We start from the raw sequence: 12684 nt of genomic DNA on the forward strand, positions 1-12684 counted from the left end.
CCAAATCGACCATGGCTTGGCTAGTGAAAAACGGCGTAGATGCCGCTAGATTAACAGCAAAAGGTTACGGCGAGACAAAACTGGTCAACAAATGCGCCGATAACGTCAAATGTTCGGAAGAAGAACACCAGGCCAACAGAAGAAGTGAATTTATTATTACGGATTTATAGATTGAATTGGTTTGAAATTGGGGTGTCACTCGTTTGGCATCCCTTTTTTATTTTAGAAAAGGTACTTGCGGAAGTAAATCACCAAGGTCAACCAATAGATAAAATAGGCCAAAGCATAGCCCATCACCACACCTTGAATATCGAAAATAGTAACTAAATAATAACTGAATCCGTACATCATCGAAAGCGAAAAAAGTTCAGTAGAGATAAAAGCTACTGTCAGTTTCTTGGCAAAAAACTGATAACCCAAAATTAAAGAGGCAGCCTTGAACACATCGCCTAAAAGTTGCCACAGAAACAAATCGGCCACGGGATAAAAATCTTTGGTGAAAATAAATTGGATTACCCAAAATCGCAGCAAAAACATAACAAAAAGCCCGGCCAAAAACAACGGCATAATTCCTTTATAGTAGCTCCAGAACACATTTTTAGTAGCCTTCTTGGTGGTAGCAAAAGCCAACTTCGGAAAGAAATAAACCGTAAGAATTGTAGAGATGAACAATAGGTAATAATTTGAAATCCGCGACATGGCTTCCCAATAGCCTGCTTTTTCAAACCCTAAAACTGCAATCGTGTTTTTGCGAATCGCCAGCATTACCCACGAACCAATAACTGAGGAAACCAAAGCCATCAGTGAATAGGAAGAAAGATTCCGAAGCACTTGAGTGTCGTAGGTTTTACTAAAAATGACTTCAAAAAATCGGATTTCCCGGTTCAAATAGTAAAATACCACAAAGAACATAAGCGCTGGAGGAATGATAATAGAAAGCAGCGCACCCATCGTTTTGAAATACCAAACCGCAGCCAGACAAAATGACAAACCTACAAGGTTGCCGATGATGTTCGTGTAGATCACCGAGCGGTATTTTCCCAAACCGTTCAAAACCACGATTAAAAAAGCAGTAGTAGCGTACCAAGGCAGCACCAGCGCTAATACTTTGAAAGCATTTCGGTATTGTGGCGTATTGTCAAGTACCGTAATGGACCAATAAGACGCCAAGCTGAACAGCACCACGCTCATCAGTACCGATACCGCCAACAAACTAATAAAAACCGTCGAGACCACCTTTTTGAATTGGGTTTGATCGTTCTTGCTCTCGACAATATACTTCACGATACCGTTCTGAAAACCTAAGGTAGCAATGCTTTCTACCGAGGTCATGAAGTTTTTGAAATTCCCTGCAATGGCCATACCTGCTGGGCCAATAAAAATCGCTAGTATTTTAGACGTGGCCAAACCCGTCAGAATTTTGAGCAAAACGTTGATACTGTTCAAAGAAGTGGCTTTAAACAACGGCGTGCGCGATATGGCTTTGTAAAAACTCAAGAATGATGCGTTAGGAATCTAGTGACAAAACTACTATTTAAAAGTTCAAACCGACTTCCTGTAGCGTCGAAAAATTTATTTAACAACAAACAATCTACTTTTTTTATACTTTTAAGCTCCTAAAAATAAAATGTTGTGCAGTATAAATTAAGGTTCATCACATTTATTTGTTGTTGGTGCGCGTGGACTTCACTTGCGCAAGACGTGAGTTTGTTCCAGCAATACAATGGTCGATATGACTTTACTTTTATAGGAAACGGACTCAACCCGCAAGAGAATTCTTTTATGACTTTTGCGCAAATCAACACCAGCTCTAATGCCACGCTAAATCTAAATTCTGGTGATGTCATCGAAAATGCATACTTGTATTGGGCGGGCTGCGGGCCGGGTGATAGCGAAGTAAAACTTAACGGACAAAACATCACGCCGCAAAGGAACTTTACTTTTCAACGTTTGTCCGGAGCGAACACTTATGATTATTTCAGTTATTTTGCCGATGTGACACAAATAGTCCAGGCCCAAGGTAACGGAAATTATACCCTTTCAGAACTTGACCTCAACCCGTGGATTGGCTATTATTACGGAAATCGCACCAATTTTGGTGGTTGGGCTATCGTCATCATCTACAAAAACAACCAATTGCCGCTGAACCAGCTCAATGTGTACGACGGTTTGCAGGGCGTTCCGAATTTTATCTCGATTGATTTGCAGAATCTCAATGTGATTGATAACCGCCAATCAAAAATCGGTTTTCTGGCTTGGGAAGGCGATCAGGATATTGCCGTCGGAGAATCGCTCACCATCAACAACAACCTCATCAGCAATTTGCCTTTAAATCCGCCAGCAAATGCTTTCAACGGCACGAACAGCTTTACCAATTCTAGTGACTTACACAATATGGATCTCGACGTTTACGATTTGGAACCGCACATTAATATTGGAGATACGTCGGCCAATATCGTGATTCGTTCCGGGCAAGATTTTGTGATGCTCAACACGGTGGTGACCAAGCTCAATTCGCAATTGCCTGACGCTGTAATTGCCATTGACCAGATCACAACACCTTGCAACAGCCATTCAGTGATGGTGCATTATACGGTTCGCAATTTTGAAGCGACCAATGCGTTGCAAGCCCAAGTACCGATTGCTGTATATGTAAATGGCGTTTATACTGCGGGCACGTTTACTCAAAATGAAATTCCGATTGATGGCAGCGAAAGTGGCGCTATTGCATTGGATTTGCCCCAGGACATCGTCAGCCCATTTGAAATCCAACTCGTTGTAGACCAAAACCAAAACTTGCAAAGCACCGTGGTCGAACTTCGCGAGAACAACAATACTTCGCAACAGCAAACTTCCCTTTTCACTTCTGAACCGCTTGGAACTTTAGAGGATTTAATTTCTTGTAATGAAGGTTATAGTGTGGGCACTTTCGATTTTTCGTCTTATGAAAATCAAATCAAACAAAACCCGACGGATCAAGTGAGTTATTATACTTCGTTAAACGATTTGAACATAGGGCAAAACGAAATTGCAGATGTTTCGAATTTCGTCGCTCCGGCAACGCCAATGGAAATTTTTGTCAAAGTCGACAATGGCAATTGTTACAACACAACGTCATTCTTTCTTCGAACCAAAAAATGCAAACCGATTGTTTATAATTTTATCTCGCGCAATTCTGATGGTGTGAACGATGTATTCAAGATTAAAGGCCTTCGAGACGTTTTTTTGAATTACAAATTGGAAGTTTACAACCGTTGGGGAAAACTCATTTGGACCGGAAACAACAACACCGCAGAATGGGACGGACTGGCTCAAAAAGGCTTCATTGTCGAAGAAAACCAAACCACAGACGGCACTTACTATTATAGTCTGGAGCTCAACGACGCCGACTACCCTGAACCTTTGTTTGGTTATTTGTATTTAAGCGAATAAGGCTATTTTTACTGGTAATTCACCAAAGTTGGTTTTCCGATTTCAAATTCCTGCAAGCCAAAGTCGTAAGTTTTGAGCGAATTGGTTTTATAGACTTTTGTAATATCGTCAGGCAAATTCGGAAAATAAGAAAATGAAAACTGAAAGTTACTGAACACCCAATAATCATTGCTGATAATTACTCCTAAAGCCAATTCTGAATAAAGTTTACTCTTTGCAAAATGCGTTTGCGGCTGACCCAGCATTCCCATGGTATAACTCAAGTAAGGATTTAGCCTGAAACCCACCAAATGCCACGGTGAATATGCCTGCGTTTGAAAAGTGAGTAGCAATTTTTTGGTTCCGAAAAGGGCATTGCTATTGAAGCCTGGAATACCAGTATCGCCATTAAGGGTAAGCCTATCGGTATTTGATTCGATGCGTTTTGTTCCAATGATGGCTTGCGGTTTTATAAACTGACGAAACTTCCATCGCCCGGCATCAATAAGATTCGTGAAGTAAATCACGCTCAAGTTATAAGCACTTTGTGTGGTTTTGTCTTTGTTGAAGAAAGTACCGTATTGCAAATCTGTACTCAAATAACCAAAATCAAAGTAGCCGCCTATAGCCACTTTAGCCCCGAAATAAACCTGATTGAAACTGTTCTTATTCCGAAAACCCGTCGTGACGGAATAGACAAAACCTGAAGCAATATCTTCTACGACATCGAAATTAAAAACGTATTTGTCTTGCTTGTACTTTCGAGATGAAATTCCCAAACTCAGCAAATACAACTTCTCATTCGAGAAAACTCCGAGGGTGTCATCTCCGAAAATCGGCTTGTCTGAATATTCTTTGTTAAAAAAACGGGCCGAAGTGATGAAGTTCGTCGAACGGTTATTTTCTGAATTTCCTTTAAAAATCTGAACCGAATGACCGGCCCAAAGATCTTGAGAATTGAATTTAGAATTGGCCGTAGTATCAATTATCGCTGAATCGACCGGCGGAATTCTTTGAAATTGCTGCGATATGTTGACACCGCCAGCCCATCGCGTATAGGCAGAAAAAAACGGACGTTCTATGTCAAATGACTTCGCGTAATTTCCATCGATATCAATATTGTAACGCAAATTCGTCCGTATAAAAGTATTGCGAATATTCGGAATCGTATAACTCGTTCCGAAGCCGTTATTACTACTGTTGAGCTCTTTAGTGTACGAATTGGTGAACTCGTGTCCGGTGCCGAGAAAGTTGCGTTCTTTGAGAAAGAAAGTTGATTTAGAACTCGAAAGCGTGAGATCGGGCACCAAGCTCCAGGAATCAAGTACGCGAATTGAAACATCAACCGAATCAGAATTTTTAGAAGCCAAGGTTGTTGTAATGGCTACACTCCGAACAAAACGCTGCCGGCGAATCAAACGTTCAGATTCTTTAACCAGTAAGGAATCGAGCGGTTGGTTTTTCTTAAAAAGCAAAATATTGCGGATGGCAAAATTTCGGGTTTTCATATGCAGCACATTCCCTGCTTTAGCCATTTTCTTGCTGGGCTTCTTGGTGGTGTCGGTTACCGAATAGCTGAATGGGTCGAGTGTCGTGATTTTAATATTGCGAATAATTTTACCTTCGAACTTGGCATAATTCTGCTTCCTGATTTTTTTGACCGGAGTGGAAATTTTCTTTTTCTCAGTAATGGGTTCGAAAATTAGGCGGTGAAGATAGTTAGTGAACTTTCTTTTTTTGGAATAATTCTCAATGGCGCGATATACCTTGGCCGTGTCTTGCTTTTTCTGATTCACTTGAGCAAACGAAAACCCGCAGACTAATAACAGTAATAAGCTGCAATAGCATTTTAAGACGCTGTAGTTCACCTTCGGTCGGGCCATATTTCAATAACTAGTAGTGAGTAAAGTTATTGCATAAAATAGAAAAACCACTCAATTGAGTGGTATTCATGAAAAAAATTAAATTAAAACTAAAACACTATTTTTTAACGAAGATATTCGTATAATATTTTTTGCCTGTTGTTTCGTCTTCCCGAATCGAAATTCCAAAATGAGTAAAATTCCCTTCAATATTGGCTTTGTGTCCAGCGCTGTTGAGCCAAGCATTCAAAGCTGATCGAGACGAAACAAAATTATAAGCTACATTCTCATTTACTTTTACCGCGCCCAGCACTTCGATGATGTTCTCCGAACGCTGTGCAAACAAATCGTGATTCACTACTCTTCTGGCAATCATGTACTCGTTGTGCTCTTCTGACTTATATGAAACATGATTGATCAACTGCAAAGGGTTCAAACCCAAACTGACGCGGTGTTCGTTTATCAAATCGGCCAATTGAAGCTCGTCTGAACTGTAATCGTATGATTCAATCAACTGCGGTTTTGCAGCTACAACTTCATCAGTGTCATTCGATGAACAAGAAATCATGGTGAACAACAATGCCATAGGCACCACTGCTCTGAGTAATGTTGTTTTCATAGTTTCGTAGGTTAAGCTTAAAGTAGATTGTGGGGCAAACTCTTTAAATATTTTTAAAACTCAAGAAGTCATGTGGGGCAAAACTTCTGTTGTTTTTTGTATGAACGTTTGTTGGTTGGAACAATATTATTCAAAATATCGTTTAAAATACAAATAAAATCGACAAAATGAACATTTTTAATTTTATTTAAAATTTTTTCTTACAAAAAAAAGAGATTTACCAACAAAGCTTAATGGAAAATCAGTCCTATATCATTACCTAAAAACAAACCAAAAAAAAAACCACTCTATCGAGTGGTTTTAGTGTCAAAACAAAACATAATTAAATTAAACTCAATTTTAATTTACTTTTTAACGAAGATATTGGTGTAGTATTTTTTTCCTGTAGTTTCGTCTTGGCGAATCGAAATTCCGAAGTGCGTAAAACTGCCTTCAATATTAGCTTTGTGTCCTGGGCTGTTGAGCCAAGCATTCAAAGCAGAGTTGGGGGAAACAAAATTGTAGGCGACATTCTCATTAACTTTAACAGCTCCGAGAACTTCAATAATATTTTCAGAACGCTGTGGAAACAAATCGTGATTAACCACTTTTTTGGCAATCATATATTCATTGTGTTCTTCTGATTTGTAGGAAACATGATTGATTAATTCCAATGGATTCAAACCCAAACTTACACGGTGTGCATTGATCAGGTCAGCCAATTGCAATTCATCAGCATTGTAGGAATAGTCAAGAATTTGTTGTGGTCTGGCCACCGGAGTATCTTCCGTGTCATTGGAAGAACAAGATATCATCGTGAACACCAATGCCATAGGCACTAATGCTCTGAGTAATGTTGTTTTCATAGTTTCGTAGGTTAAGCTTAAAGTAGATTGTGGGGCAAACTCTTTAAATATTTTCAAAACTCAAGAAGTCATGTGGGGCAAAACTTCTGTTGTTTTTGTATGAACGTTTATTTCTTGAGCCAATGTTACTACAATAACCGTTTAAGTGCAAAATAAAATCGATGAAATACATAAAATTTAATTTATATAAAATAATTTTCTTACAAAAAAAGAATAAATCCAACCCTAATATCTGAGCATAAAAAAAGACCGCCTAAGCGATCTAAAACTTACCCGTAACTCCACAATTACGGAGACAATCTTTCCATTTTCCAGCTGTAATCTTGCTGCAGCAAATACCGAATTCGGTCGTGTAGCCGATTGGGCCTACCTTGCCAGAACTCAATAGATTCTGGTCTTACCAAAAATCCGCCCCAATGTTCTGGTCGTTGTAACTCTTGGCCCTGCGTTTGTTTTTCCAAAAATTCGAGCTTGTCTTCAAGAAACTTCCGATTGGGAATTACTTCAGATTGGTCTGAAACGATGGCACCCAATTGACTGCCGTGCGGACGTGACGCAAAATAATTGTCTGATATGTTCTGCGCAGTTTTCTCAGCCAAACCTTTGATAATAATTTGTCTTTCAAGAGCCGGCCAGAAAAAAGACAACCCAACCTTCGGATGATTCATTATGGCCTTTCCTTTTTCAGAATTATAATTGGTGTAAAAAACGAACCCGTTTTCGTCGTAGTGTTTCAGCAGCACCACGCGCGCTTTCGGGAAACCATCTTCACCAACTGTGGCTACGGTCATGGCATTAGCTTCATCTACCGTATTGGATTCCTTGACTTCGCAAAACCAGCGATGGAACAAATTCATCGGATCATCTGGAATAGCGCTTTCGAGCAATTCGCTTTTCTCGTAAGATTTCCTATAGTTGCTTAAATCGTTCATTTTCTTTTAAAGTGCTTAGGTTGTGAGGGCTAAGTTACTAAGTTAAAATTCGAAATCCGCGCCGTCGTCGGCCAATAAAATGTTTGGAAAAACTGTCTCGGCTTCTTCCTTGAACCGCTGGATGCTTTCATAACGTGTCGAATAATGTCCTAAAACCAACTGCTCGACATTCGCTTTCTTGGCGATCAAAGCAGCTTCTTTCGCCGTACTGTGCATCGTTTTCAGCGCCAACTCTTTCTCCGATTCCAAAAAAGTCGATTCATGATACAACACCGTCACGTCTTGAATGTCTTCCAATATGCTTTCATCATAAACGGTATCCGAACAAAAAGCATAACTTTTAGGTGGCAAAGGTTCAAAAGTCAGCAAATGATTCTCTATCACGCGTCCGTCATCCAAGGTAATGTCTTTACCATTTTTGATGTTCTGATAATAACAAGTCTCAATATCGAACTGCTTCACCGCTTCAATGTTGAGTTTGCGGTCGCCAATTTTTTCCTGAAACAAAAAACCGTTGGTATACACGCGGTGCTTCAGCGGAATCGTCTTCACCAAAACCTTATCGTCTTCATACACCACTTCGCTCCTATCAGATTCCAACTCGTGAAAATACAAACCATACGTAGTCCAGGAATTCGACAACCTCAATTGCAACGTAATGATTTCCTTGATGCCTTTCGGGCCATAAATATGCAAATCATTCACGCGGCCCAACAACATAAAAGTAGACACCAAACCAATCAAACCGTAGCAATGGTCACCGTGTAAATGCGAAATAAAAATGTGGTTGATCTTCGAAAATTTCACCTTCTGCTTGCGCAATTGCACCTGCGTTCCTTCGCCACAATCAATCAGAAACATGCGGTTTCGAATTTCCAACACCTGTGAAGTCGGACTGGTAATCGTCCGCGGAGTCGCCGCATAACAACCGAGAATGGTTAATTTCATTTATTCATTTTTCTTTTTTGAAGCCGGGAACCTGCTGTACGCTATAGTCCTCGCAAGCTGCGGGCTGCCGCTGCCATCAGGGCTAGGCCATCCACCAATTATTAATTATTCACTACTAATTATTAATTGATCTAAAATCCCAAATCGCGTTCAATTTCTTCCATTTCAATCATGTCGTGTGCTTCCAATAAAGTTGGAACCACAAGCAACTGCTCTGAAACCGCGTTAAAATCAATGCCATCAGCAACAATCACAAATGATTTTTTGGCTTTCTTGTGTGTTTTAGACAATGGCAAAAAGCTGTTGATGTCTTTCACAGTCAAATTCTTGTGCGCGCTGATATCGATAATCATGTTGTGTTTCTCGAAGGTTTTGTATTCGTGGGTAACCTTCATTAAAAAAGCAACCAAATCGCCTTGCGTATCTTTAATAGTAACGGTATGTCCTTTTTGTTCCACTTTCATGACTAAGAAATTTAAGTCCAACTAATTTACGATTATCATTCGAACAAACCTATACATTTATTGCAATTTAGAGGCTAACAGATAAATCACTGCCATTCTCACCGCCACACCATTTTCTACTTGGTCTAAAATAACCGAATGGGCAGAATCAGCTACTTCGCTCGTGATTTCAACACCACGATTGATCGGACCTGGATGCATGATTACAATTTCTTTTTCGAGCGAATCCAACAAGGTTTTATCCAAACCATAGCGTTGTGCATACTCACGAGTCGACGGAAAATAATTCACTTCCATGCGTTCGTTCTGTACACGGAGCATATTAGCCACATCGCACCATTGCAAGGCTTTTTTCAAATCCGGCTCGACCTGAACGCCTAACGATTCCACATATTTCGGAATTAGCGTTTTCGGGCCGCAGACTTTCACTTCGGCACCTAGCATCTGCAAGGCATAAATATTAGAGAGTGCTACTCTCGAATGTAGAATATCGCCTACAATCACCACTTTTTTTCCAGCCACATCGCCCAATTTCTCGCGTATCGAATAACTGTCGAGCAAACCTTGTGTCGGGTGTTCGTGTGCTCCATCGCCAGCATTAATAATACTCGCTTTGACATGTTGCGAAAGAAATTCCGCAGCACCGGCATAAGAATGTCGCATGACTACCATATCTACTTTCATTGCCAAGATATTGTTCACGGTGTCAATGAGTGTTTCGCCTTTCTTGACCGAAGATTGCGCCGCCGAGAAACTAATCACATCGGCAGACAAACGTTTCTGGGCCAATTCAAACGACAATTTGGTACGCGTACTGTTTTCAAAAAATATGTTCGCAATGGTTATATCGCGCAAAGAAGGCACTTTCTTGATGGGTCGATTAATGACTTCCTTGAAATGATCAGCCGTTTCAAAAATCAATTGAATATCTTCGGGTTGCAGGTATTTAATTCCTAACAAATGATTGACACTTAACTCGCTCATCGGTTTTCTGTTGTGGGTTGTTTTTGGGTCGGCACTAAGTAAACGCCATCTTCACCATCATTTTCACTCCAGCAGACTTTTACTTTCTCCTGATTGATGGCATCCACCTGACGGCCTCGATAATCGGGCTGTATCGGTAAATGGCGGCTGAAACGGCGGTCAATGAGCACCAGCAATTCAATAGCAGATGGTCTTCCGAAAGACTGAATGGCTGTTAGCGCAGAACGAATGCTGCGTCCAGTGTATAATACATCATCAATAAAAATGACTTGTTTGTCCTCGACAATAAAATCCATTTTGGTTTCACTGGCCTCGATGGGCTTTTGGGTACGCCGAAAATCATCTCTGAAAAAAGTAATGTCGAGGTAACCCAAAGCAATATCGCTCACCTTGTATTCGGAAACCAATATTTGCTGAAGTCTTTTGGCCAATTGGGCGCCGCGAGGTTGGATACCAATAAGAATCGTGTTTGAAAAATCCAGATGCTTTTCGATGAGCTGACAAGCCAAACGATGTAAGATGATATTGATTTCCTTAGCGTTGAGCAATACTTTCTGACTCATATCAAAGCAAGTTCTTTGGTGCGTAAAAGTACAGAAAAAAGTAGCAGCTTAGGCAATGAATCTTGAAATAATTATTCTAACTAATATTAAGATTGCATGGCTTAGTAGAGGCTTCAACAATAAAAGTTTGGTACAAAACTAAACCTGCAAATGTTTATTTGTGAGAGTTTAATAAATTTCCATTTCATGCTAACTTCTATAAGAGAATATACCCAAATATCAGGTTGTCTTTTTGAAGCATAAAAAAACTCCCGAAATTCAGGAGTTTCTATTGGTTTAGATATCAATCAAGAATACATTTTCGTTCTCAACTCTTGAATTTTTTCATCGTCCAGGTAATCGTCGAAAGTCATGTATCGATCGATTACTCCTTTTGGCGTGAGCTCCACTACCCGATTCCCGACGGTTTGCGCGAATTCGTGGTCATGAGTGGTAAAAATCACCGAGCCTTTATAATTTTTAAGCGAATTGTTGAAGGCCGTAATCGACTCCAAATCTAAGTGGTTCGTAGGTTCGTCGAGCATCAATACATTGGCGCGTTCCATCATCATGCGCGAGAGCATACAGCGCACTTTTTCGCCTCCGGATAAAACCCTTGCTGTTTTAAGAGCTTCTTCGCCTGAAAAAATCATTTTGCCCAAAAACCCACGAATGTTCACTTCTTCGCGTTCTTCTTCAGTTTTGGCCCATTGGCGCAACCAATCTACCAAGCTCAAATCATTTTCGAAAAATTCGTGGTTGTCTACCGGAAGATATGCCTGATTGGTAGTCACGCCCCAATCAAACTTTCCCGAATCAGGTTTTTGATGGCCGTTCAAGATTTCGTAAAAAGCGGTCGTTGCCCGTGAATCTTTCGAGAACAATACAATTTTGTCGCCTTTGGCCATATTCAAATCGACATTGGTAAACAAAGTTTCTCCTTCAATCGAAGCGCTCAAATTCTGTACATTTAAAATCTGGTCGCCGGCCTCGCGTTCTTGATCGAAAATAATCGCTGGATAACGGCGGCTCGAAGGTTTAATCTCGGCAATATTGAGTTTGCTAATCATCTTCTTACGCGAAGTAGCTTGTTTAGATTTAGCTACATTGGCGCTAAAACGACGAATGAATTCCTCGAGTTCCGCTTTCTTTTCCTCGGCTTTTTTGTTCTGTTGTGCACGCTGTTTGGCGGCCAGTTGTGAGGATTCGTACCAGAAAGTATAGTTTCCGGAATAATGGTTGATTTTTCCGAAATCGATATCTGAAATGTGCGTACAAACCGCATCCAAAAAGTGACGGTCGTGCGAAACCACAATGACTGTATTGTCATAATTGGCCAAGAAATTCTCTAACCAAGCAATGGTTTCAAAATCCAAATCGTTGGTCGGCTCGTCCATGATCAGTACATCCGGATTTCCGAATAAGGCTTGGGCCAAAAGTACGCGTACTTTCAATTTTCCGTCTAGATCGGCCATCATGGTGTAATGGTTGTCTTCCTTAATACCCAAGTTAGACAATAATGCAGCGGCTTCTGAATCGGCGTTCCAGCCATTCATTTCCTCGAACTGCACTTGCAATTCCCCAATTCTGTCAGCGTTGGCGTCGTTGTAATCTAGGTAAAGTTCGTCCATTTCTTTCTTCACTGCGAAGAGAATCTTGTTGCCCATCAGTACAGTTTCCAGCACGGTATGATCATCGAACATATTGTGGTTCTGGTTCAAGACCGACATGCGTTTTCCGGGCTCTAATTGCACCAAACCGGAAGTGGGTTCGATATCGCCGGCCAGAATTTTCAAAAAGGTTGATTTCCCTGCTCCGTTTGCCCCGATGACTCCGTAAATGTTGCCATGCGTGAAGGTGGTATTCACTTCATCAAACAAAATTCTTTTGCCGAATTGTACCGATAAATTATTGACTGCTAACATGAATTGCGTTTATAAAAATTGTTCGCAAAAGTATAAAATTTAAGTGCATTTTTTGCGACCAGCCCAATAAAAATAAGCTCGGGTTATTTAACGATGCCTTAACAGAATAACTCAGGTCGTCTGGATATTTTTGTACCCTAGCTTTCAAATCC

General features: G+C 40.5%; 12 protein-coding genes. 2 read left to right on the forward strand and 10 right to left on the reverse strand.

Going from position 1 to position 12684, the window contains the following annotated elements; all coding sequences use genetic code 11:
• Positions 1-170, forward strand: a 170-nt coding sequence (locus G4D82_RS14580; protein ID WP_394352293.1) for an OmpA family protein, incomplete at its 5' end; no start/stop codon positions are given.
• 52 nt (positions 171-222) lie between these two features.
• Here the strand turns inward: G4D82_RS14580 and G4D82_RS13340 are convergent.
• Entirely contained in the window at positions 223-1497 is a 1275-nt protein-coding gene (locus tag G4D82_RS13340; protein WP_235924361.1) for an O-antigen translocase, read from the reverse strand.
• 135 nt (positions 1498-1632) lie between these two features.
• On the opposite strand from G4D82_RS13340, the gene G4D82_RS13345 reads away from it, so the two are divergent.
• Positions 1633-3432, forward strand: a complete 1800-nt coding sequence (locus G4D82_RS13345; RefSeq protein WP_166337795.1) for a gliding motility-associated C-terminal domain-containing protein — start codon at positions 1633-1635, stop codon at positions 3430-3432.
• A gap of 8 nt (positions 3433-3440) precedes the next feature.
• Here the strand turns inward: G4D82_RS13345 and G4D82_RS13350 are convergent, their stop codons facing one another.
• The 9 genes from G4D82_RS13350 to G4D82_RS13390 all read right to left on the reverse strand — a co-directional run bounded on the left by G4D82_RS13350 (position 3441) and on the right by G4D82_RS13390 (position 12532).
• Positions 3441-5294, reverse strand: coding sequence for a BamA/TamA family outer membrane protein (locus G4D82_RS13350; protein ID WP_166337796.1), 1854 nt, complete (start codon positions 5292-5294; stop codon positions 3441-3443).
• Between the two features lie 97 nt (positions 5295-5391).
• The gene (locus G4D82_RS13355; RefSeq protein WP_166337797.1) at positions 5392-5892 is read right to left on the reverse strand and encodes a CAP domain-containing protein; all 501 of its coding nucleotides are present in this window, start codon (positions 5890-5892) and stop codon (positions 5392-5394) included.
• Positions 5893-6236: 344 nt separating this feature from the next.
• Positions 6237-6737, reverse strand: coding sequence for a CAP domain-containing protein (locus tag G4D82_RS13360; RefSeq protein ID WP_166337798.1), 501 nt, complete (start codon positions 6735-6737; stop codon positions 6237-6239).
• A 287-nt stretch (positions 6738-7024) separates the two neighbouring features.
• Positions 7025-7669, reverse strand: a complete 645-nt coding sequence (gene pdxH / locus G4D82_RS13365) for a pyridoxamine 5'-phosphate oxidase (protein ID WP_166337799.1) — start codon at positions 7667-7669, stop codon at positions 7025-7027.
• A gap of 42 nt (positions 7670-7711) precedes the next feature.
• Complete coding sequence (locus G4D82_RS13370) at positions 7712-8617, reverse strand: ribonuclease Z (protein WP_166337800.1); 906 nt, start codon at positions 8615-8617, stop codon at positions 7712-7714.
• Between the two features lie 131 nt (positions 8618-8748).
• Entirely contained in the window at positions 8749-9081 is a 333-nt protein-coding gene (locus G4D82_RS13375) for a ribonuclease Z (protein ID WP_166337801.1), read from the reverse strand.
• A 57-nt stretch (positions 9082-9138) separates the two neighbouring features.
• Complete coding sequence (locus tag G4D82_RS13380; protein ID WP_166337802.1) at positions 9139-10065, reverse strand: aspartate carbamoyltransferase catalytic subunit; 927 nt, start codon at positions 10063-10065, stop codon at positions 9139-9141.
• Positions 10062-10628 carry a bifunctional pyr operon transcriptional regulator/uracil phosphoribosyltransferase PyrR gene (gene pyrR / locus G4D82_RS13385; protein ID WP_166337803.1) on the reverse strand — a complete coding sequence of 189 codons (567 nt, stop codon included), beginning with the start codon at positions 10626-10628 and terminating at the stop codon, positions 10062-10064. The genes G4D82_RS13380 and pyrR overlap by 4 nt, the downstream gene beginning before the upstream one ends.
• A 287-nt stretch (positions 10629-10915) precedes the next feature.
• Positions 10916-12532 (reverse strand): ABC-F family ATP-binding cassette domain-containing protein, encoded by a 1617-nt coding sequence (locus G4D82_RS13390; protein ID WP_166337804.1) that lies wholly within the window; start codon positions 12530-12532, stop codon positions 10916-10918.
• Positions 12533-12684: the final 152 nt, after the last annotated feature.

This window comes from Flavobacterium lotistagni (assembly GCF_011392125.1).
Taxonomy (GTDB): domain Bacteria; phylum Bacteroidota; class Bacteroidia; order Flavobacteriales; family Flavobacteriaceae; genus Flavobacterium; species Flavobacterium lotistagni.